Annotated in this window: 19 protein-coding genes and 1 pseudogene; 16 read left to right on the forward strand and 4 right to left on the reverse strand. The window is 62.7% G+C overall.

Features of this window, described 5'->3' with window-relative positions; all coding sequences use genetic code 11:
* Positions 1-31 precede the first annotated feature (31 nt).
* Complete coding sequence (locus tag A5624_RS22980; RefSeq protein WP_066871596.1) at positions 32-262, reverse strand: MbtH family protein; 231 nt, start codon at positions 260-262, stop codon at positions 32-34.
* An 861-nt stretch (positions 263-1123) separates the two neighbouring features.
* On the opposite strand from A5624_RS22980, the gene A5624_RS22985 reads away from it, so the two are divergent.
* From A5624_RS22985 to A5624_RS23025, 10 genes and pseudogenes are all read left to right on the forward strand, one after another.
* On the forward strand, positions 1124-1543 hold the full coding sequence (locus tag A5624_RS22985) for an MmpS family protein (RefSeq protein WP_066871599.1): 420 nt from the start codon (positions 1124-1126) through the stop codon (positions 1541-1543).
* Positions 1540-4431, forward strand: a complete 2892-nt coding sequence (locus A5624_RS22990) for an RND family transporter (protein ID WP_066871562.1) — start codon at positions 1540-1542, stop codon at positions 4429-4431. Before A5624_RS22985 ends, A5624_RS22990 begins: the two co-directional genes overlap by 4 nt.
* 88 nt (positions 4432-4519) lie before the next feature.
* Entirely contained in the window at positions 4520-7435 is a 2916-nt protein-coding gene (locus tag A5624_RS22995) for an RND family transporter (protein WP_066871565.1), read from the forward strand.
* A 170-nt stretch (positions 7436-7605) separates the two neighbouring features.
* Positions 7606-8553: a daunorubicin/doxorubicin resistance ABC transporter ATP-binding protein DrrA gene (locus A5624_RS23000; protein WP_066871567.1), complete on the forward strand. Its 948-nt coding sequence runs from the start codon at positions 7606-7608 to the stop codon at positions 8551-8553.
* On the forward strand, positions 8550-9290 hold the full coding sequence (locus A5624_RS23005) for an ABC transporter permease (protein ID WP_066871570.1): 741 nt from the start codon (positions 8550-8552) through the stop codon (positions 9288-9290). Before A5624_RS23000 ends, A5624_RS23005 begins: the two co-directional genes overlap by 4 nt.
* A gap of 2 nt (positions 9291-9292) precedes the next feature.
* Positions 9293-10081, forward strand: a complete 789-nt coding sequence (locus A5624_RS23010; protein ID WP_082990641.1) for an ABC transporter permease — start codon at positions 9293-9295, stop codon at positions 10079-10081.
* Positions 10078-11043, forward strand: coding sequence for a glycosyltransferase family 2 protein (locus A5624_RS23015; RefSeq protein ID WP_066871573.1), 966 nt, complete (start codon positions 10078-10080; stop codon positions 11041-11043). Before A5624_RS23010 ends, A5624_RS23015 begins: the two co-directional genes overlap by 4 nt.
* Before the next feature lie 182 nt (positions 11044-11225).
* Entirely contained in the window at positions 11226-11795 is a 570-nt protein-coding gene (locus A5624_RS27720; RefSeq protein WP_197519016.1) for a hypothetical protein, read from the forward strand.
* Positions 11785-12909 (forward strand): DegT/DnrJ/EryC1/StrS family aminotransferase, encoded by a 1125-nt coding sequence (locus tag A5624_RS23020; protein ID WP_066871575.1) that lies wholly within the window; start codon positions 11785-11787, stop codon positions 12907-12909. Before A5624_RS27720 ends, A5624_RS23020 begins: the two co-directional genes overlap by 11 nt.
* Position 12910: 1 nt before the next feature.
* Positions 12911-13852 (forward strand): annotated as a pseudogene (locus A5624_RS23025) (glycosyltransferase); the annotation flags it as partial.
* 53 nt (positions 13853-13905) lie between these two features.
* Here the strand turns inward: A5624_RS23025 and A5624_RS23030 are convergent.
* Positions 13906-14706 carry a class I SAM-dependent methyltransferase gene (locus A5624_RS23030; RefSeq protein WP_197519017.1) on the reverse strand — a complete coding sequence of 267 codons (801 nt, stop codon included), beginning with the start codon at positions 14704-14706 and terminating at the stop codon, positions 13906-13908.
* Positions 14707-15044: 338 nt separating this feature from the next.
* Between A5624_RS23030 and A5624_RS23035 the strand changes: the two genes are divergently transcribed.
* The 6 genes from A5624_RS23035 (at position 15045) to A5624_RS23060 (ending at position 21775) form a co-directional block, all read left to right on the forward strand.
* Positions 15045-15920 carry a bifunctional 2-polyprenyl-6-hydroxyphenol methylase/3-demethylubiquinol 3-O-methyltransferase UbiG gene (locus A5624_RS23035; protein WP_066871580.1) on the forward strand — a complete coding sequence of 292 codons (876 nt, stop codon included), beginning with the start codon at positions 15045-15047 and terminating at the stop codon, positions 15918-15920.
* Positions 15921-16035: 115 nt separating this feature from the next.
* Complete coding sequence (locus tag A5624_RS23040) at positions 16036-17274, forward strand: glycosyltransferase (RefSeq protein WP_066871583.1); 1239 nt, start codon at positions 16036-16038, stop codon at positions 17272-17274.
* A 324-nt stretch (positions 17275-17598) separates the two neighbouring features.
* A complete protein-coding gene (locus tag A5624_RS23045) occupies positions 17599-18663 on the forward strand; it encodes a glycosyltransferase (RefSeq protein ID WP_066871586.1) in 1065 nt (354 codons plus the stop codon).
* A 2-nt stretch (positions 18664-18665) separates the two neighbouring features.
* On the forward strand, positions 18666-19715 hold the full coding sequence (locus tag A5624_RS23050) for a polysaccharide pyruvyl transferase family protein (protein WP_066871589.1): 1050 nt from the start codon (positions 18666-18668) through the stop codon (positions 19713-19715).
* On the forward strand, positions 19712-20389 hold the full coding sequence (locus A5624_RS23055; RefSeq protein ID WP_232002309.1) for a class I SAM-dependent methyltransferase: 678 nt from the start codon (positions 19712-19714) through the stop codon (positions 20387-20389). The genes A5624_RS23050 and A5624_RS23055 overlap by 4 nt, the downstream gene beginning before the upstream one ends.
* Positions 20390-20518: 129 nt before the next feature.
* The gene (locus A5624_RS23060; RefSeq protein ID WP_066871592.1) at positions 20519-21775 is read left to right on the forward strand and encodes a glycosyltransferase; all 1257 of its coding nucleotides are present in this window, start codon (positions 20519-20521) and stop codon (positions 21773-21775) included.
* Positions 21776-21829: 54 nt separating this feature from the next.
* Here A5624_RS23060 and A5624_RS23065 read toward each other — a convergent pair whose 3' ends face one another.
* Together A5624_RS23065 and A5624_RS23070 are read right to left on the reverse strand one after the other, a co-directional pair.
* Positions 21830-22633 (reverse strand): class I SAM-dependent methyltransferase, encoded by an 804-nt coding sequence (locus A5624_RS23065; protein ID WP_197519019.1) that lies wholly within the window; start codon positions 22631-22633, stop codon positions 21830-21832.
* A 112-nt stretch (positions 22634-22745) separates the two neighbouring features.
* Positions 22746-23026: TylF/MycF/NovP-related O-methyltransferase (locus tag A5624_RS23070; protein ID WP_197519018.1), on the reverse strand; the 281-nt coding region annotated here is incomplete at its 5' end.

The raw sequence follows: 23026 nt of genomic DNA on the forward strand, positions 1-23026 counted from the left end.
GTCTCCGCCACCCGCCCCATACCCCTGCTGCTTACTGCTCAAAACCCCGACCCGTTGCGAGCTTGTCGCGCAGGCTCTTCGGCCGAATGTCAGGCCAATGCTGCTCGATGTACTCCAAACACGCAGCTCGGTCGGCTTCCCCGTGTACCACTCGCCAGCCAGCTGGAACATCGGCGAAGGCCGGCCACAAGCTGTGTTGCTCCTCGTCGTTCACCAAGACGAAAAAGCTGCCGTTGTCGTCGTCGAAGGGATTGATGCTCACAATTCTCCAGGATGCATAAGTGGACATGAGTGGAACAGGTCCAAACCATAGTTGAGCCCCAGAGTGCTCGTCCGTGGTTTGGACAAAGTTCCCGGTGTGGCCTAGCAGGCTGTTGACGCCATCGAGTGGGTGGTGTGCGGCGGGGCCCCGATGCCCCTAAAGCGCTGCAATGACCTGCTTCAATGGCGTTGACTGCGAGATATCGCTGTTGGGGCAGGCACGGTCTTCAGGCCGATGAAATTATTGTGCTTTGTCGCCGCTCAGCTTAGCCGACGTCGCACTGACCGGGAAAATCACCACGAGGCGAACGCGTCCGGCTCCGGCGAGGATCCTTGAACCATCTGTGCCAGTGACACGTACGGTGTGTTGTGCTTAGGTGGCGGTGCGACGGGCGGGAGTCCTCGGGCGGATTCGTGATCAGGGAGATGTCGTGCATACCCGATAGGCATTACGATCCCGCATCGCGTTGACAAAGCACTGATACGGAAGCGACTGCCGTGGTTTACTCATCAAGACCTGGTCGCGCTCCCCGAGGGCGGGACCCGCAAGAGGTGAAAGAAAAACGACTGGTCGGCGGCGGGCCTGGCATTCGGAGCGCCGTCACCCGGCGCGATTGCGGCCGATGTGTAGTTGCATGGTCGGGGGCGAACACCGCGCGGGCGCGACGGCGCGGCTAGAGGGGGTGCAGTGGTCGAATCGGAGGTACGGGCCCGGCCCGACAACACCATCGCGGAAGGACGAGACATTAGCCAACGCGGTTTCCTGGGCTTTGGTCGTCGATCGTCAAAAGAATCCGAGCAGCAAGGCGGCCCTTCCAAGACCCGTCCGACGACGAAAAGGGGCCCCGGGCTTTTCAGTTTCCTGGGCCGGCTGTGGATCCCGCTCGTCATCGTGGCCGTCGTCGTCGCCGGAGGCATGACCGTCTCGCGGTTGCATGGTGTCTTCGGCTCCGAGAAGCGCCCGAGCTACGCCGAGTCCCGGCAACAGGACACCAAGCCGTTCAATCCCAAGCACGTGAAGTACGAGGTTTTCGGACCCGCCGGCTCGATGGCCGACATCAGCTACTTCGACGCCAATGGCGAACCGAACCACATCAATGGCATCCCGCTGCCGTGGACTTTCGACATCTCGACGACGTTGCCGTCGATCGTGGGAAATGTGGTCGCGCAGGGCAATAGCGATAGTCTCGGCTGCCGCATCGTGGTCGACGGTGTCGTCAAAGCCGAGAGGATCTCGCACGAATTGAATGCCTTCACCTACTGCGTGTTGACGGCAACATGAGCGCGCCCCCATTGGAGACCCAGCCGGCCGCGCGACCACGGATCGCGCGGCTCATCCATCGTTTGTCGGTTCCCATCATCTTGGGCTGGCTGGCGGTCGCCGTCCTCATCAGCATCGGCGTTCCGTCGCTGGAGCAGGTCGAGGCGGAGAATGCGGTGTCGCTGAGCCCGTTGGGCGCGCCGTCGTTCAAGGCCATGGAACGCCTTGGCCAGGACTTCAAGGAAAGCAACTCCGGCGCCCTGGCGATGATCCTGCTGGAGGGCCAGCAGCAACTTGGCGACGACGCGCACAGGTATTACGACCGCCTGGTCAATCTGTTAGAAAACGATCACGCGCATGTGCAGCACGTCCAGAACTTCTGGGGCGACCCGCTGACCCGGGGCGCCGCGCAAAGCCAGGACGGCAAGGCCGCTTACGTCCAGGTGAACCTGAACGGTAACCAGGGTGCCGCCGCGGGTGACGAGTCCGTGGCCGCGATCCGGAAGATCGTGCAGGACGCTTCGCCACCACCTGGTCTGAAGGTCTATGTCACGGGCCCCGCGCCCATCGTCGCGGACATGAACATCGCGGGTCAAAAGACCGTCATGCTGGTGACGCTGGCCAGCCTTGCGGTGATCTTCTTGACCTTGTTGCTCGTCTATCGGTCGATCGTCACGGTCATTCTGCTGTTGTTGATCGTCGGCCTGGAACTGCAGATCGCGCGCGGGATGGTCGCGCTACTCGGTCATCTCGGGGTGGTCGGCCTCACCACGTTCGCCGTGAACCTGCTGGTAGCCGCCGTCATCGCGACGGGTACGGACTACGGCATCTTCTTCGTCGGTCGATATCAGGAGGCACGGCAGGCCGGTGAAACTCGCGAAGAGGCCTTCTATACGACGTTCAGCAGCGTCGCCAAGGTGGTGTTGGCCTCCGGCTTGACCATCGCCGGCGCGGTGCTCTGCCTCAGCTTCACCCGGCTGCCCTATTTCCAGCCGCTGGGCATTCCCTGTGCCGTCGGTATCTCGATCGCGGTCCTGGTCGCGATCACGCTGGGGCCGGCCCTCATCGCCGCCGGGGCGCGGTTCGGCCTGTTCGAGCCGCGGCGGGCGCTGTCGACCCGCAGATGGCGACGGATCGGCACGGCGATCGTCCGGTGGCCCGCGCCCATCCTCATCGCGTCCTTGGCCGTCGCGCTGATCGGGCTGTTGGCCCTGCCGAATTACCGACCCAGCTATGACGACCAGAAATTCATTCCGGCCAGCATCCCCGCCAACGTCGGGTACGCGGCCGCGGCCCGCCACTTCCCCGGTCAGCGCATGTCGATGCCCGAGATTCTGTTGATCGAGACCGATCACGATCTGCGCAATCCGACGGACATGCTGGTGATCAACAAGCTCGCCAAGGGCGTTCTGGCGGTTCCAGGAATTGCGACCGTTCAGACGGTAACCCGCCCCGAGGGAGTTCCGCTGCAGCACACCACGATTCCGTGGATCATCAGCATGGGCCAGGCGAGCCAGATGCAGAACATGGCCTTCCAAAAAGACCGCATGGACGACATGCTCACCCAGGCCAACGAGCTGGGGAAGATGATCGGCATCATGCAGCACATGCTGGACCTGATGAAAGAGCTCGTCGCCACGACGCACCACATGGTCAAGACGACGCACGAAATGCAGGACATCACATCGGATCTGCGGGATCGAGTGTCGGACTTCGAGGACTTCTGGCGCCCGATCCGCAGCTACTTCTACTGGGAAAAGCACTGCTACGACATCCCGATCTGCTTCTCGCTGCGATCCATTTTCGACGCGATCGACGGTGTTGACGAGATCAGCGACAAGCTGGGCGACCTGGTGAAGAACCTGGATCAGCTGGACGCGATCCTGCCGGAGCTAGTCATGCAGATTCCGCCGATGATCGAAACCATGTCAAGCATGCGCAACATGATGCTGACCATGCACAGCACCATGTCCGGCGTCATGGGCCAAATGGATTCCAGCTCAAAGGATCCCAGCGTCATGGGGCAGGCGTTTGACGCCTCCCGAAACGACGATTCCTTCTACCTGCCGCCCGGCATCATCAACGGCTCCGACTCCTTCAAGCGGGTCGAGAAGGTGTTCATGTCGCCGGACGGCAGGGACGTCCGCCTGCTCATCTCGCAGCGGGGTGACCCGGCGACACCGGAGGGCCTCTCGCGGGTCGAACAGATCAAGACGGCGGCCGAGGAATCGCTCAAGGGCACGCCCCTGGAAAATGCCAAGATTTACCTGACCGGTACCGCGGCAATCACCAAAGATCTGGTGGACGGTTCCAAATTCGACCTGTTGATCGCCGGCGTAAGCGCGCTCTGCCTCATCTTCATCATCATGCTGATCATGACGCGAAGCTTTATCGCCGCCATGGTCATCGTCGGCACGGTGCTCCTCTCGCTCGGCGCGTCCTTCGGGCTGTCGGTGCTGGTATGGCAGTACTTGCTGCACATGCAGCTGCACTGGACCGTGCTTTCCACCTCCGTGATCGTGCTGTTGGCGGTGGGTTCCGACTACAACTTGCTATTGGTCTCCCGCATGAAGGAGGAACTAGGTGCCGGGATCCACACCGGCATCATCCGCGCGATGGGCGGTACCGGAAAGGTCGTGACGAACGCCGGCCTGGTGTTCGCGTTCACGATGGGATCGATGGTGGTCAGCGATCTACGCAGCATCGGGCAGACGGGTACGACGATCGGGCTGGGCTTGCTGTTCGACACGCTGATCGTGCGGGCGTTCATGACGCCTTCCGTCGCCGCCTTGCTGGGACGTTGGTTCTGGTGGCCACAGCTGGTGCGCCCCCGCCCGGCCAGCACGATGCTGCGGCACACCGGCCCGCGTCCGTTGGTGCGTTCACTGCTCCTGAAGCAGCCGCAATAGGTGGCGGCTTCCACTTCAGGATGGGAACAGCAACCGTGGGGAACACTGTGACACAGGGCAATAGCGTCGTCAGCCTGTCGAGGGCACTATGACCACGCACCCACCCCGGCCTTCGCGCTTCGCGCGGTCCATCCGTCACCTTGCGGTGTTCATCATCATCGGGTGGGTGGCGCTGACCCTGCTGGTGACGTTCGGGGTGCCGCGGCTCGAGATTGTGGGCCAACAGCATTCGGTTCCGCTCGCCCCCCAGGACGCGCCGGCGGTGCAGGCCATGCAGCGCATGGGCAAGGATTTCAAAGAGTCCGACTCGGACAGCTTCGCGATGCTGGTCCTGGAAGGGCAACAGCCGCTTGACGACCAGGCACACGCCTACTACGACAAGCTGGTCGGTGAATTAAAAAGCGACACAAAGCATATCGAGCATGTGCAGGACCTCTGGGGCGATCGCCTCACCGCGGCAGGCGCCCAGAGCCCGGACGGCAAAGCCGTCTATGTGCAGCTGAACCTGGCGGGCAACCAGGGCACCACCCTGGGCCAGGAATCCGTGGCGGCGGTCCGCGATGCCATAGCGCGCACGCCACCGCCTCCCGGGGTGAAGGCTTACGTCACCGGTCCCTCGGCGCTGTTCTCCGATATGCAGCTCGCCGGTGACCGATCGATTCTGAAGATGACCATGATCGGCGCCTTGATCATCTTTGTCGTGCTGCTCATGGTGTACCGCTCGATCACGACCGTCATTCTGCTGTTGGTCACCGTTGGGATCGAGGTCTTCGCCGCCCGGGGTGTCATCGCCTTCATCGCCAATAACAATTGGATGGCGCTCTCGACGTTCGCCGTCAACCTCCTGGTGGCACTGGCCATGGCCGCCGGCACGGACTACGCGATCTTCTTCTTCGGCCGCTATCAAGAGGCGCGCCAGGCGGGTGAAGATCGGCAGACCGCGTACTTCACCACCTATCGCAGCGTCGCACCCGTCGTGTTGGGTTCCGGTTTGACCATCGCCGGAGCCATGCTGTGCCTGAGCTTCACCCGCATGCCCATCTTCCAGACCATGGGCATGCCCTGCTCGGTGGGCATGCTCATTTCGGTGTTGATCGCCCTGACACTGGTGCCGGCGGTTCTGACCGTCGGAAGCGGCTTCGGCTTGTTCGATCCGACCCGGACGATCGGGTTCGGCCGGTGGCGGCGGATCGGCACGGCGATCGTGCGCTGGCCTGCCCCCATTCTGTGCGCGACCATTGCGGTCGCCCTGGTCGGCCTGGTGACGCTACCCGGCTACCAGACGAGCTACAACAACCGGCTCTACATGCCGGACAACGTTCCCGCCAACGTGGGATACGCCGCCGCAGACCGCCATTTCAACCAATCACGCATGATGCCCGAGATCCTGATGATCGAATCCGATCACGACATGCGGAACTCGGCGGATTTCTTGATACTGCACCGACTTGCCAAGGCAGTCTTCGGGGTTCACGGCATCTCCCGTGTCCAGGGCATCACCCGCCCCGAGGGGACGCCGATCCAGCACACCTCGATCCCGTTCCTGCTCAGCATGCAACAGGCGACCATGAGTCAAGACATCAAGTACATGCAGGCGCGCATGGACGACATGCTCGTTCAGGCCGACATGATGGCCAAGCAGATCGAGATCATGAAGCGCATTTATTCGCTCCAGAAACGCATGACCGACATCACCCACGACTCGATCGTGAAGACCAAAGAAATGGCCGTCGTCCTTTGGGAACTCCGCGACAAAATGTCGGATTTCGAGGACTTCTTCCGGCCGCTACGCAGCTATTTCTACTGGGAAAAGCACTGCTACGACATCCCGATATGTTGGTCGCTGCGGCAGATCTTCGAGATTCTCGACGGTGTCGACACGCTCAGCGACAAGATGGTGGGTCTGCTCCAAGATCTCGATCACATGGACCGGCTGATGCCGCAGCTGCTCGAGCAGTATCCGCCGATGATCGCGATGTCCGAGGACATGCGGAACATGATGCTGACCAATCACAGCACCATGTCCGGAATCATCGGCCAGATGGATAGCAACGATAAGGACGCCACCGCCATGGGCCAGGCGTTCGACGATTCCAAAAATGACGACTCGTTCTATCTGCCCCCCGAGATCTTCGAGAATGCGGATTTCAAGCGCGCGATGGCGCAGTTCTTGTCGCCGGACGGAAAGGCCGCTCGCTTCATCATTTCGCACCGTGGCGACCCGGCAACGTCGGAAAGCGTGAACCGCATCGACAAGATCCGGCTGGCGGCCGAGGAGGCGCTCAAGAACACGCCGCTGGAAAACTCCAAGATCTACATCGCGGGCACGGCGTCGACATTCAAGGACTTCCGCGACGGCTCCACGTACGACCTGTTTATCGCAGGCATTGGTGCGCTGTGCCTGATCTTCATCATCATGCTGATTCTTACCCGAAGTTTCATTGCTGCCCTGGTCATCGTGGGCACCGTGACGCTGTCGTTGGGCGCATCATTCGGATTGTCCGTCCTGATTTGGCAGTACATCTTTGGCATCAAGTTGTACTGGATGGTGCTGCCGATGTCGGTCATTGTTTTGCTGGCGGTCGGATCGGACTACAACTTGCTGCTGGTGTCCCGTATGAAAGAGGAATTAGCCGGCGGCATTAACACGGGCATCATTCGTGCGATGGGCGGTACCGGTAAGGTCGTGACGAATGCCGGTCTGGTGTTCGCCTTCACCATGGCCTCGATGGTGGTCAGCGATTTGCGCATCATCGGTCAGGTCGGAACCACAATCGGCCTGGGTCTGATGTTCGACACCTTGATCGTGCGCTCGTTCATGACGCCCACCATCGCGGCGCTGCTCGGACGCTGGTTCTGGTGGCCGCAATTGGTTCGGCCGCGGCCGGCCAGCCTGCTGCTGCGCTCCGTGGGCACACGTCCGGCGGTGCGCACCCTGCTTCACCACGATGACGATATGGACGCTCCCACGGCGGAGATCCCGATCGCCCGGCCTACCGTCTAGGTGCTTTTCGTCGTTTCATTGCCCGGATAGCGGGGCGGTCGACGCCATCCGCGAAAGCGCGGCGAGAAAGATTGGAGGCCAATGATTTTGCTTGGAGCGCTCGGAGCTCCCCCGCTGCAAAACAATCGATACCGTCGGCATGCCGTTAAGCACCGTGAAATACTCGTACGGTGAGTCCACTAGCGATTGAGGTTGTAGGCCTCACAAAGACATTCGGGCGAAACACGCTCGCGCTCAACGGCGTGGACTTTTCCGTTCCGGCCGGAACGGTGTGCGGGGTGCTCGGCCACAACGGCGCCGGCAAGACCACCACGATCAACATCCTTTCCACGCTGATCCGCCCCAGCTCCGGCCGGGCCAGCGTCGCGGGGTACGACATCATCCGCCAGCCGTCCGAGGTGCGTGCCAGCATCGGGATGGCTGGGCAGTTCACCGGGATGGACCCCATGCTGACGGGCCGGGAGAACCTGGTGCTGTTCGGCCGGCTGCGCGGGCTGAACCGCAAGCGCGCTAAGGCCCGTGCCGATGAGCTGCTTGAGCAGTTCGATCTCGTCGCCGCCGCGGACCGGCGGCTGTCGACCTACTCCGGGGGCATGTTCCGGCGCGTCGACCTGGCCAGCGCCCTGGTGGTGCCGCCGCAGGTGCTCTTCCTCGACGAGCCGACGACCGGCCTGGACCCACGCAGCCGCCGCGACGTGTGGGCCCTGGTGAGTTCGCTGACGGTACAGGGCATCACCGTGCTGCTGACGACGCAGTACCTGGAAGAGGCCGATGTGCTGAGCGACTCGATCGTCGTCATCGATCACGGACAGGTGATCGCCAGCGGCACCGCCGAGGAGCTCAAACGCGCGGTCGGTACCAGCTACTGCCAGGTGACCCCGGCCAACCCCGCCGACCTGCCGCAGGTGGCGGCGGCGCTGAACGGCCTCGAGGGCGTCGACATCGACAACGACACCAATTCGGTGTCGGTGTTCGCGCCGGATGGGGTGGCCACCCTGGTCGAGGTGTTCCGCCGAGTCGACGCGCTCGGGCTCGAACTCACTGACATCTCGCTACGCAAGCCCTCCCTCGACGAGGCTTTCCTGCATCTGACCGAGCGGACCGCCTCCCGGTCATGAGCGCCCTGTCCGCCCTCACCGAGCGTTCGCTGATGTCGGCGGCTCGCGACGGCGAGATGATCTTCGAGATCCTCTCGCCGGCAGCGTATTTGGCGGGCTTCAGCGTGGCGCTGCACGGCCTGATCGACACAGGACGCATCAGTTATACGCAGTACTTCCTACCCGCGGTGGTCGCCCAATCGATGATCTTTGTCGGACTGCTCACCGCGGACCGCGCGGCCCGCGACCACGTGTCCGGGTTCGGCGAGCGAATGCGGACGCTGCCCGTCGCGGCGGTGGCCACCGTCACCGCCCGCACAGCGGCCACCCTGATGCGTGCCGTGCTTTCCCTGGTGGTGGCGCTGATCGCGGGTTATGCCTTCGGTTTCCGGATCAGCGGCGGGTGGGGTCCCGCGCTGGCGTTTTTATTCATCTCCTTGCTGCTGTGCCTGGCGGTGGCGCTGGGCGCCGACGCGCTGGGGTCGCGCGCCAAGACTGTGCAGGGGGCCAGCCATCTCTTGTTCGTCCCCCAGCTGCTGCTATTCATGCTCTCCACCGGCATCGCTCCCGAAAAGACGTTTCCGGACTGGCTGCGCCCCTACGTGCGCAACCAGCCGGTGTCACAGTTCGCCGAGACCCTGCGCGGCTTGGCCACCGGCCACCTGATCCTCAGCAACCTGACGGCCACCCTTGCGTGGTGCCTGGGCATGGTCCTGGTGTTCGGCGCAATCACCCTGCGCATGCAGAGGCGCGGCTAGTGATGCATCGCCTCGAGGCACAGGGATCTCTGTTGACCCAAAGTCGGGTGCAGGCCGGCCGCCTCCTGTTGCGATGGCGGCGCGACCAAGCGGTGCTGATGGGGTCGCTGCTGCTACCCGTGTGCCTGCTGTTGATCTACAAAATCGTGCTGGGCGAGCAGGTGCAGAAGGTCACTGGTGTCGACAGCATCTACGGCATCGTTCCCATGTGCGCGGTGATCTCGGGACTCTTCGGGTCCCTGGGCAACTCCGTCGGAATCACCATGGACCGCGAGTCACGCCTGCTCAGCCGGATGTGGGTGCTGCCGATTCACCGAGCCAGCGCGATCACCGGCTGGATCATTGCCGAAGTAGTGCGCGCATTCATCGGCACCGTTTTGATCACCGCTCTTGGGCTGGCAATGGGACTGCGCTTCCTCCAAGGTTGGCCTGCGGCAGCGCTTTTCCTGCTGATTCCGTCAATCGTGGTGACTGGGTTTACCGCTCTGGTGATGGCGATGGCGATCCGCAACAATGGCCGTACCGCGATGACTTGGGTGCTCGGCGTCACTTTTGCACTGGCGTTCGTCAACCCCGGTGCAACGCCGCTCAAGCTGTTCCCTGATTGGGCTCAGCCCTTGATCCGCATACAGCCGATTTCGCCGCCCATCGAGACGATGCGGTCGTTGGCCCACGGCGGCCCGATCATATGGCCTCTCGTGACAACTTTGACTTGGGCGGTCGTGCTGCTAGCGGTGTTCATCCCAGTGGCCGTGCGCGGCTACCGGTTGGCCGCCGAGGCAAACGCGTGACTCACGCGAACCAAGTACCGGCCAATCCACTGGTCTCGGTGTGCGTTCCGATGTACAACAACGGCACGACCATCGAGCGCAGTCTGAGAAGCGTCCTGGATCAAGACGGCGTTGAGTTCGAGATTCTGGTCGTCGATGACCAGTCGTCGGATGACGGCGCGCGCGTTGCCGCTTCGCTGCTTCGCGAAGGAGACCGGTTGATACGCAACGAATCTCGGCTGGGCCTGAACGGTAATCACAACAAGTGCCTGGAACTCGCCCGCGGCGAATATATCCAGTTCCTGCACGGCGACGACTGGTTGCTTCCGGGTGCCCTGCGGACGCTGGCCCGCTGTTTCGACGATCCCAACGTAGGACTGACCTTCGCGCCCCGGCAGGTGCAGGCCGACGACCTTCCCTGGAGCGAGCGACGAAAAGCACCAAGCAAGCTGCATGTCTACTTTGCGAGGCTGCGCGAGCACAACCGCGGGCCGTCACTGGTTCTGCAGTTGGTGGCCCTGTGGGGTGCAAGCGCCAATTTAATCGGTGAGCCGAGCTGCGTGATGTTCCGGCGTCGGCTGGCGCTGAGCGCGGGCGGGTTGCGCGACGACGTCTATCAGACCGTCGATTTGGACTTTTGGTTGCGCCTCATGCTGCGGGGGACGGTTTGCTTTGTGCCACAGGAACTCTCGGTGCGACATCACACCGCCACCACGGAGTCTGCGAACATAAAGAAGGCCCAACAGCACTGGCTCGACCAGCTGCGGATTCTGACCTGGATGATTATGGATCCGGCGTCTACCGGCCTCGTCCGCGCCGCCGCGATACCATGGTGGTTACTTGCTTGGGTGGGGTTGTTCATCAAGGTGGCATTGTCCGGGCCTCAACGATCGTCGCGACTGAAAGCGTTGCTGGCAGCGCCTTTTAGTGAGTTCGCGCGTGCGAGGCGGTTTCGGGATCAGTTGATGCGGCGATCGCGGTGATGGCAGTGAATGTAAAACCCCCCATCGCAATGCAAAAGGCTGCATCATGACGGGACAGTGGTCCGTCGACATGAGTGGGTGATCTCGGGGTGTATCGGGCAACAGAGGACGCTGCCAGCACGGCGCGAGCGCGTGTAGGCCTCCTTGGGGCCGGGGCGCAGGCCCGCGAAGTCGCCTCATACTTGCCGTCCGGTACCGAGGTTTTTTGGGCCGTTTCCGCCACCTACCTCGACCTGAATGCAACCGATCAAATCGATATCGCCTCCCCTCCCTCCGCTGCAAAAGATTCGCCAGTCGTCGGCGCTGTGGGTGCACCGGCTTTGCGTCGCGAATTTGTCACCGCGTGGCCGGGTAATCGCTTTCTGAGCGTCATCTCTACTGCGGCTTACATAGACTCGTCGTGCGTGATTGGTGACGGCGTCGTCATCGCGCCTGGCGCGGTTCTGACCGTCGATGTGGTCGTCGGCGATCATTGTCAGATAAACATTGGAGCGACGATCAGCCATGACGTGCGCCTTGGGTCATTCGTAACTGTTGGCCCTGGCGCCCACGTTTCGGGTCATGTCCACCTCGGCGACGGTGTGTTCGTCGGCGTGGGAGCAAGCATCTCTAATAACGTGTCAATAGCATCGGGTGTCGTAATTGCCGCTGGCGCGACGGTGCTGGCCGACGTGATGACACCAAACGCAGTCGTTGCAGGCGTTCCCGCATCGGTCGTGAAGACCCGCAACGGGTGGCTCGATGTCCTCTGAGATTCCGTTCATCCGTCCGAACTTTCCCGAACCCGTTAAGGTGGCTGAGGACCTAGCCGAGATTGTGCGCGCCAATTGGTATACAAACTTTGGCCCAAAAGAGCGAGAGTTCACCCTCGCCTTAGAGCGGTACCTGGGACCAAACCTGCACGTAGCGACGCTCGCTAACGGAACCCTTGCCTTGATCGCTGCGCTGCACGCCACCCTGGGGCATGGCGGCCGGGATCGCTACTTGCTATTGCCCTCGTTCACGTTCGTCGCTGTTGCCCAGGCCGCCGAGTGGACCGGATACTTGCCATTTTTCATCGACATCGACGCCGAGACTTGGCAGCCAAGCGTTGCCTCCGCAAGTGCCGTGCTGAAGACTCAACGCGACCGAGTGGCCGGAATCTTGCTTCCTAATGTCTTCGGCGTCGGCAACCCCGACATCGATTCCTGGGAGAAGCTCGCAGCCGAGTGGGACTTGCCGCTCGTGATCGACTCTGCGGCCGGGTTCGGTTCCGCCTACACAGATGGCAGGCGCGTCGGCGGACGCGGGGCATGTGAGATCTTCTCTTTTCATGCAACCAAGCCATTCGCAGTTGGCGAGGGCGGCGCGTTGGTCTCCCGCGATCCTCAGGTCGTCGAACAGACGCGCCGATTTCAAAACTTCGGGTTTAGCGAAGCACGAGAGTGCATCCAGCTCGGAATGAATGGCAAGCTGCAAGAGATTAGCGCCGCCATCGGCCTGCGCCAGCTGGTCGGGCTTGATCGCCGCCTGGCGAGCCGTCGGAAAGTTTTTGACTGCTATCGCGCCGAATTGAGCGGCATCGGCCTGCAATTCCAGCCCAATGCCGAGGCCTCGTCGCTGTGCTTTGTAAGTGCCTGCTGCAGTTCAGCGGACCACAAGGCCAAGGTTCTCGGCAGCCTGCAGGGATACTCGATCCAGGCCCGCGATTACTACAACCCACCGCTACACAAGCAGCAGTACTTCGTGGGGGACTCGCGGCTACCGTCAGCCGACTTGCCAGTCACGGAAGACATCTGCTCGCGAATCGTATCGCTGCCGGTTCATGACGACATGGCACCCGCCGACGTCGCACGCGTCGTGGCGGGTGTAAGGAACGGGAGTTAGATTGGCAAATACTTCGGCGGCGAATGCGCCCAAAGTCAGCGTTGTGTCGATCAGCTACAACCACGAAGCTTTCATCCGCGACACCCTTGACGGCTTCGTTGCTCAAAAGACCGACTTCCCAGTTGAGATCGTCATCGCTGACGATGCATCGACCGATGGGACTGCGGCGATCATCCAGGACTACGCCTGCCGATATCCGCATCTATTCCGGCCGATCTTGCGATCGACGAATGTCGGCATCCACGCAAACCTGAGCGATGCCCTGTCGGCTGCTCGGGGCGAGTACCTCGCCATATGCGAGGGTGACGACTACTGGACCGATCCGAGGAAGCTCAGCAAGCAAGTTGCCTTTCTGGATCAGCATCCCGAGACCTCGTTGTGTTTCCATCCCGTGCAAGTGCTTTGGACCGATGGCCGCAAGGGGTCCGAGTTTCCGCCGGCTGGCTGGCGCCGCGACTTGAGTGTCGATGCCCTTATCCGGCGGAACTTCATCCAAACCAACTCAGTCCTGTACCGACGTCAAGCTCGGTACGACGACATTCCGGCCGACGTCATGCCCATGGACTGGTATCTGCACGTCCGTCACGCGGCGGGCGGCGGTATCGCAATGCTGTCCGAAACGATGGCGGTCTATCGTCGTCATCCGCAGAGTTTCTGGTACGGCGCGGATGTCGACCGTGCAAAGTTCTGGGTCGCGCACGGCCGCGGGCATGCGGCCATGTTCGAGGCGATGCTCGACTTCTTCCCGGACGACCCGAATCGCGAGGAGCTAATCGCTGACAGGCTCGACTGGATCCTGCGTGAGATCGCCCGGATTCCAGGCGCCGAGGCCCGCGCCGCGCTGTTGGACACCATCACATGCCACCCACAATCCGCCATGCTGGCGCTGCAGCATCGCTGGAAATCCCCGACGCGGCGCCTTAAAGGTCTGTGGAGAAGAATCCGCTGAATGTGCGCCGGCCCTGGCGGTGGCTAAGCGTACTGTGCCGGCCGTCGTCAGCGCCCGGACGGAGAATCAGCTTCAGACTTGCGCACGATGTAGAGCACCGAGCCGACATCGATGGCATGTCGATTGAACGTCTCTTCGCCGAACGTCTGCGAGTCGAGGGCGGAAAGCTCAAACCCACTCTTGCGGACCCGCGAACACAGCGTGGAGCGGTCGTAGAGTCGCACGTGGTCACCCTGGGCGAAGCGGCGCCAGCGCTCACTTTCATCGGTGACCGTGGGGTCCTCGTCGAAGCTGCCTTCGGGGGCCACTGGGGTCATGATGATCCCACGACCGCCCGGCGCGAGTATCCGGTACAGCTCGCTTAGCGCGCGGGCATCATCCGAGACGTGCTCGAGCACATGCGAACAGATGAAGAAGTCGAATGACCCGTCCGCATAGATCGGCATGTCAGTGATGTCGACGACGTCATCAACACCGCTCATCATCAAATCGGCACTGCGGTAACGGAAATCATCGCGGCTCTTCAAGTACCCGGACAGGGGTGCCGACGGCGCAAACTCGAGCACCCTCCGCACGCCTTCGGGCGGCAAAAATCTATCGATGTAGAGCTTGTAAAGGCGGTCTCGGTCGACCGAGCCGCACACCGGACAGACGTACCTTCGATGATTGATCGTCTCCATTTGGTCGAGAGAGTATGGAAACCCGTACAGGGCGAGCTCGCCCCCCAGCCTGCGCGTCACGCTCAGGAAGCGAATTCGGCTTCCGCAAATGTTGCATTGACCTGGGCCTGCGAAGCAGACGCGGCGGATGAGGCGGCCGGCACGTTGACCGGTGTCGGAGAGCAGCATGCGTCTCATTCAATAACAGCCCCGCGGCTGACGACACCGATTGCGGCAGATGCGCAATCCTGCGCCACTTTTAGCCGCTTGGGCGGAGCTCATCAGCTTCAAGTGCACCGCCTACGCGGCCGGCCATTCGAACTACCGTGTGGCAGCTGCCCCGGCGCGGCAGTCCTGAGCGCCGCGAACCATGCGGTAGAAATGCGACATGGCGGCGTTTTCACTTTCATGAACGAGCGGCCGACTACGCGAAGCGACCGGTGTGCAAATGCTTATGCTGGCGACACCAAAGCCGCCCGCACATTTGATTCATCTAATGGCGATCGCACGAAGGGTACCAACACATAATGGCGGCAGAGAAGGAAGCTTTGGAATTCACAGCGCACAACATCCGCCTCGATGACGGAACTTTTACGAAGTCTGGATCTGCGGATTCGATAGCCGATCACCCTTGGTTCGTATCGGCGCGCGGAGTTCTGGACACCGTCTTTCCGGGCGATAAAAGCGACTTTCGCCTGGCTGATGTCGGCTGCCTCGAGGGCGGATACGCAGTCGAATTCGCGCGCATGGGTTTTCAAGTCCTCGGCATTGAAGTGCGGGAATCGAACGTGGCGGCATGCAACTATGTCAAATCGAAGACCAATCTGCCGCGGTTGGAGTTCGTCCAGGACAACGCCTTGAACATCGCACGCTATGGCGCCTTCGATGCCGTCTTCTGCTGCGGCCTCCTCTACCACCTGGACCGCCCTAAGGCGTTTCTCGAAACAGTTTCGAGCGTGACGAACAAATTGCTGATCCTACAGACACACTTCTCACTCATCAGCGATATCGACAGGCGGTTCCGGCTGTCTACTCGGGTGCATATGTTCACCGACCGCATCCGAAGAAAGACCGCGCCAACCAAGTTCGTGCTCTCGGCCCCTAGCGAGAACGAGGGCCTGCCCGGGCGCTGGTATACGGAGTTCGCCGACCACCAATCATTTAGCCGCAGAGAATCCGCAAAGTGGGCTTCGTGGGATAACCGTCGCTCTTTCTGGATCGAGCGAGAGCACTTGCTACAAACCATTCGGGAAGTCGGCTTTGACCTGGTGATGGAAGAGTACGACCATCTGAAGCCCAGCATCACGGAGAATTTACTCGGGGGCTCCTACCAAGCGGATCTTCGGGGCACATTCATCGGCATCAAGACGCGATCAGACCTGACCAGGTCGTCTGCGCCCTAGGCGCCCACACCCCTGGCATTCTGCCGGCAACGCCCAAATGGCCTCCGCGGATCAAACAACCAGACATAATGACCTCTGCCGTCGCCCACTCGCACGACCCCCGGAAGGATTCGTCGTGAAGATCGCCCTGGCCAGCTATGGAACGCGCGGCGATGTCGAGCCTTGCACGGCTCTGGGTCGCGAACTGCAGCGCCGGGGTCACGAGGTCGGCCTTGCGGTTCCGCCCAATCTGGTCCCACTGGTCGAGTCGGCCGGGCTGACGGCGGCTCCTTACGGGCCCGACCAACAGGACGGATTCTGGGATACCGATTTCCTCGGCAATTTTTGGAACTTCCCGGCGGTGAGAAGGCGGTGGCGGGAGGCCCAGGAGCTGCTTGTGCAGTCCTGGGCCGAGATGAGTGCCACCCTGATATCGCTTTCCGAGGGAGCCGACCTGGTGTTCACCGGCCCCGGCTTTCCCGGCGTGGCGGCGAACGTAGCCGAATACCGCGACGTGCCCCTGGCCACGATGCATTACTTCCCCATGCGACCCAACGGCCAGCTCGCGCCGAATCTGCCGGCCCCGCTGGTGCGCGGCGCCATGACGGCGCTTGACTGGACGCAGTGGCGGGTGACGAAAAAGGCCGAGGACGCACAGCGCCGTAACCTCGGCCTGCCGAGGGCGAAAAGCCCTGCCCCACAACGGATGGCCGCCCGCGGTGCACTAGAGATTCAGGCGTACGACGAGGTGTGTTTTCCCGGGCTGGCCGACGAATGGGCGAAATCGAATTGCCAGCGGCCGTTTGTCGGCACATTGACGATGGAGATGACGACCGACGCCGACGCCGACGTCACGTCCTGGATCGCCGCCGGCACGCCGCCGATCTGCTTCGGCTTCGGTAGCACAGCGGTCGAATCGCCGACCAATACGATCAACATGATCGCTAACGCCTGCGCACAGTTGGGTGAGCGAGCGCTGGTGTGCTCCGGCAAAACCGACTTCAGTGGCGCCCCACGGTTTGACCACGTCAAGGTGGTCGGCCCGGTGAACTACGCGACGGTCTTTCCCGCCTGCCGCGCCGTGGTGCACCACAGTGGCGCGGGCACCACGGCCGCGGGACTACGCGCTGGAGTTCCCACCTTGAGTCTGTGGAGTCTCAGTGATCAGAAGATTTGGGCTGGTCAAATCCAGCGACTGAAAGTTGGTCTGGCCAGGCCCTTTTCGGAGACCACGCAAGAATCGTTGGTCGCCGACCTGGGACAGATCCTGGCTCCGCGATACGCCACCCGGGCCCGCGAAATCGCGGCGCGAATGACCAAACCCGCTGAAAGCATCGGAACCGCCGCAGACCTTCTGGAGAAATTTTCCGCCTGAGAAGCTCGCATGTTGCCACGCAGGGCGATCGATCGTGACAGCGCGTGACGGCGTGCGGCAACGGCACCTGAGAGCGGTGGCATTCGTTTGCTGTACGAGCACCACTTGTAAAAACTGTGCGTCATACCTGTTGCCTGGCAAGCGAATCACCCGTGCAACCTTTACGATTGACGCACGGGTCAGTACCGGTGCTGTTCTCGGCCCGGGGACTGTTAGGGTCGGCAACTAGCTAAAGACATCTCCCTTCTCACGTCCCTGCTGGTCGGACTACGTACTTTCCGACGAGAGCGCAGACCAAGCAAACTGCGCAGAAGGGAGCTCGCATTGACCGCACGGCCAACGGCGAATCCCCCCAAGGTCAGCGTGGTTTCGACCACCCACAATCAGCAGGCCTACGTCCGGCAGACGTTGGACAGCTTCCTCGCCCAGCAGACCGCATTTCCGCTGGAGATCATCGTTGCCGACGACGCCTCGACCGATGCGACACCGCAAATCATCCAGGACTACGCCGACCGCCATCCGCACCTGTTCCGACCAATTCTGCGCTCCAAGAACATCGGCCTCAACGCGAACCTGACCGGTGCGCTGTCCGCCGCGCGCGGTGAGTACATCGCGCTGTGCGAGGGTGACGACTACTGGGTCGACCCGCTGAAACTGAGCAAACAAGTCGCACTGCTCGACCAAAACCCGAACACGGCAGTGTGTTTTCACCCGGTGCAGGTCGTCTGGACCCACGAGCACGCCGAAGACGAAAAGCTCATCCACGCCTTGTATCGCAAGTTCGAACAGACCTTCCTTCCGACCTTCCCACCGCCCTTTCGGGCCGGCGACCTCAGCTTCGAGACACTGATCTCACGAAACTTCATCCAGACCAACTCGGTCATGTACCGCCGCCTCCCCCGCTACGACGACATCCCGGCCGACGTCATGCCGGTGGACTGGTACCTGCACGTGCGGCACGCGGCCGAAGGCGACATCGCCATGCTGTCGGAGACGATGGCCGTCTATCGTCGCCACCCGCGCGGCATGTGGTACAAGTCCATCACCGACCCCGCAACGTTCTGGCGCATGCAGGGTCGTGCCCATGCGGCGACCTTGGACGCGATGCTCGATGTCGTCTCCGGGGACCCCACGCACGAATCGATCGTCGCCAAAAACGCCAACTGGGTGCTCCGCGCGATCGCCAAACAGGTCCCCGGCCCCGAAGGGCATGCGCTCCTGGTCCAAACCGCTGCCGAGTACCCGCGCATCGCAACGCTGGCGCTGCAGAATCGATGGACCAAGACGCTGGGCGGGCGCCTGAAAACCCTGCCCCGCAAGCTCATTCGCAGCGCCGCTCGACCGAAGCGCGGCGTCCCACAGCGAATCGACGAGCGGCTGAGCGCCTGACAATGCCCGCCGCCCCAGACCCGACCGTCGCCTACCTCGGCTGGCATGGCCTGGGCAATCTCGGCGACGACGCGATCTACGACGCGGTTCGCGGCCAGCTATCTGGGGCGACCTTCCTCGATCTGCCGCGCCTGCCCCACCAATTGATTTATGCAACCGCCACCGCCGCACTGGGTTTGAACCGTTCGCTACGGCGCAGCAGGCAAGTCGTGGGGGGCGGCACGCTCGTCGGCCGGAGCCAGTGGCGGCTCCTGGTCAACCGAGGATTGGCGCTCACCAATGACAACGGAAGCCACGCAATTGGGGTGGGCGTCGAAGATCCGGCCTTCGGCGGACGCAACAGCGGTTCGGGCAAGGGCGAGCTGAAGCGGTGGGCGCCGATACTTTCCAAATTCCGTACCGTATCCGTGCGGGGGCCGCGCAGCGCCGAACTGCTGGCCGACATCGGGTTGAGCGTCGAGGTGTCCGGCGACCCGGCGCTGCTGCTCCCCCGACCCGACGTCCGTCCCGAAGAGGACCTGATCGGCGTGAATCTCGGCTTCGGGGACGACCTTTGGGGGCACGATCCAATCATGTTGGCCGACGAAATCGCCAACGCGGTCAAACAGCTGGCCTCACACGGCTACCGCTTCATCGGGATACTGATGAATCCGGAAGACCGGCGGTGGACCGAAGCGGCGCTGAGAGATATCCCGGAAGCCCAGCTGGTGCTCCCAGCCAACCCCGACGCCGCCGCGCGGGAACTCGCCCGCTGTTCGGCAGCCATCGTCACCCGACTACACGCGAGCGTGCTGGCATCGCTCTCCGACACTCCCGTCGTTTCCCTTGAATACCAACCGAAGTGCCGCGACTTCGCACTCGCGATCGACGATGCACGGTCCCTGATCCGCACCGACGAGGTGAGCGCCACCGCCGTCGTCGACCGGGTACTCGACGCGATCGGGAACTCATCGAGCATCCGAAGCAGCAAGCGCAACGCAGTCGCAGCCCTGCGACAGCGCCTGCATAGCGAATACGCCGATCTCGCGCGTGAGTTGGGTCTGGCTTCGTGATATCGCTGCGAAAAGCATTGGAGCTGAAGTGGGTCAAACGCGGCGGGCAGATCGCCGGTCTCCCCCGACGGTTGCCGCCCGCGGCCCGCAAAGCCGACATCGAATCGTCGGCCCAGTCGACTGACAAGATCGGCGCCCTGCCATTGGCCGCGGCCTACGGTCAGCCGGGCGCGACCCGGAAACCCAAACAGGTCCGGGCCGCGTCGTGGCAGGGCGACTTGTACGCCTACCTGGTGGACTGGCGCGACCCCGGGATCGTGGTCGAGTTTGGATCGGCTTTCGGGGTGTCCGGGATGTATCTGTCCTCGGCGCTTCGCCGAGGCTGGATGTATTCGTTCGAGATCAACCCCGCCTGGGCTGACATCGCCGAGCGAAACATCCACTCCATCACCGACCGTTTCACCCTGACCAGGGGCGCCTTCGAAGACCACGTCGGCGACATCGCGGACCCGATCGATCTGGCTCTGGTGGACGGTATCCACACTCGGGATTTCGTGACCCGGCAGTGGCAGCTACTGAAGCCCCGCCTGGCCCCGGGCGGTTGGGTGCTGTTCGACGACATCGACTTCAATCCCGGAATGGGCGAAGCCTGGCTGGACATCTGCGCCGATCCCCACGTGGTAGGGGCGGTCGAGGTGTCCAAACGGCTCGGCCTCGTCGAACTGGCCTCCTAGCCACGGGACCGGTCAGCCCACCGGTTGACCCGCGCACAATGGTGATCTCCGCGCGCCCACTCCACAGCACCGGCAATAATGGCCCCGACGTTGCCGACAGGCGGGACGACTCGGAAGGCAGGATGTGTCGTGAAGTTTGCCCTGGCGAGTTACGGGACTCGCGGCGACATCGAACCGTCCGCGGCCGTTGGCCTCGAACTGCTGCGCCGGGGACACGAAGTCCGGATGGCCGTCCCACCCGAACTTGTCAGCTTCGTCGAGTCGGTCGGGCTCGCTGCGGTTCCCTACGGGCCAAAGGTGCAGGAGTTCTTGGACGAGGAATTCCTGCGCAACATGTGGACGGACTTCTTCCGCAATCCGATCAGGCAGGTGCTCAAAGTCTGGGATCCGCTGATCAAGTACTGGGGCGACGTCGGCGCGACGTTGAAGTTGCTGGCGGATGGGGCCGACCTGCTTTCCACCGGCCTGAATTTCGAGCAGGCCGCGGCCAACGTCGCCGAGCATTACGACATCCCCCTGGCCGCGCTGCACCACTTCCCCATGCGCGCGAACGGCCGGCTGATGCCGAGCATGCCGGCGCCGCTGGTGCGCTCCACGATGACGACGATCGAATGGCTGTTCTGGCAGTCGACGAAGGAAGTCGACAATGCGCAGCGCGCTGAACTCGGCCTGCCGAAGGCAACACGACGCTCGCAGCGGCGAATCGCCGAACGCCGGTCTTTGGAGATCCAGGCTTACGACGACAGCTTCTTTCCCGGCCTGGCGGCCGAATGGGCGCGTTGGGGCGACCGCCGGCCCTTTGTCGGGGCGCTGACGATGGAGCTGCCGACGGACGCCGACGACGACGTCGTGTCCTGGATCGCGTCGGGAACACCGCCGATTTGCTTCGGCTCGGGCAGCATCGCGCTCGAATCGCCCGCCGACACGGTCACGATGATCGCCGCGGCATGCGCGCGGCTGGGCGAGCGGGCGCTAATTTGCTTCGGCGGCACCGACTTCAGCGACGTGCCACAGTTCGACCACGTCAAGTCGGTAGGCCCGGTCAACTACGCGACGATCTTTCCCGCCTGCCGCGCCATCGTTCATCACGGCGGCTCGGGCACCACGGCGGCAAGCCTGCGCGCGGGCGTCCCGACCCTGGCCCTGTGGAGCTCGGCCGATCAACCGTATTGGGCCGCGTCGATCAAGCGGCTGAAATTGGGCACTGCGAGGCGCTTTTCGGCCACCTCCGACCAAACGCTGTTCGCGGACCTGCGCCAGATCCTCGCCCCGGACTACGCCGTGCGCACCCGCGAGTTCGCCGCTCGGATGACGAAACCCGCCGCCAGCATCGAGCGCACAGCCGACCTGTTAGAGGACGCCGCTCGCCGGAAAGTGTCTACCTGAGCGGCCGCTAAACCGTTGGGCGACTGCCGAGCTCACACGGCGGAAAGGCGAATCTCAGCGCGCCGGTTTGATGAGTAGGCCCTGGCCGGTGGGCAACGAGCAGATCTTCACACCCAGTTCGCCGGCCACCTCGTCCATGGCGATGCGCTGCTCGTCGCGGCCGCGGTTCGCGTAGTCATCCAGCAGCACAAAGGCCCCGGGCGTGAGGCGCGGCCAAAAGAACCGCAGCGCAGCGACTTCCGGGGGAGCGCAATTCATGTCGATGTGCAGGTAGGCCACCGACGGTGCGTCGACCTGCTCAAGGGTCTCCGGGACCGCTCCCACGATGATGCGGTGGTTTTGCCACTGCGAGAAGTTGGCGCGCACACTGTCAACCCCGTTGGCATACATCCCGTTGCGCAGGTGTCCTTCGCTCGTTTCCAGCGCCCCGGCCTTGCGTTCGTTCTCCGTGACGAACCGGGGGTCGATTCCGGCGAAGGTGTCGAGCAGGTAGAACGTCTTGCCCAGGTGATCCCAGTCGAGGTACTCCATGATCGCGCTGCTCAAAAAGCCGTAGCTGACGCCACACTCGACGAAATCGCCCTCGAGCTTGCTGGCGCTCGCCGCCGCCCACAGCCCGACGTGCACGCGCCATTGCCACTGGTACCAGTCCTCGTTGCCCAGAGATTTGGCACCGCGCCGGTAGGCGCGCTGGAAGTCGGGATCATCGAGGAATCCGTGAAAGTTGTTGAACGTGATCAACGCGTCGTTGGCGTAGACGTCGGGCAGCAGCGTACGCGCGAGCCAGTATTCGGTGCGCACCCACCACATCCTGAGGCGGGTGCCGGTCGTCAGCCCTGTTGCCACGGCGGCAACCATAACATCGGCGCGCACGGCACCCCGGGCGAACGCGATGGATGCGCCACGATCGTGCTTCTACCATCCCTCGGACGAGGGCAAACCGTTTCGTACACCTAGGGTTTCAGCTATCTCACGACTTGCGCCACAGCACGCCGGTGCCGTCGATCTCGACGATCTCGTCGGTCACGCCGTGCTTGGTGCGGTAGTCCGTCACGGCTTGGGCACACGCGTCGATGGCGTGGTAGTCGTCGATGATGCAAAACCCCCCGGGCGACAGCCGCGGGTAGAGCGCATCGAGCGCCTGAATCGTCGATTCGTACAGATCGCCATCCAGCCGCAACACCGAAATGCGCTCGATCGGGGCGTCCTGCAGGGTGTCCTTGAACCAACCCGGCAAAAACCGCACCTGAT

It is taken from the genome of Mycobacterium sp. 1482292.6 (assembly GCF_001672995.1).
Classification (GTDB): domain Bacteria; phylum Actinomycetota; class Actinomycetes; order Mycobacteriales; family Mycobacteriaceae; genus Mycobacterium; species Mycobacterium europaeum_A.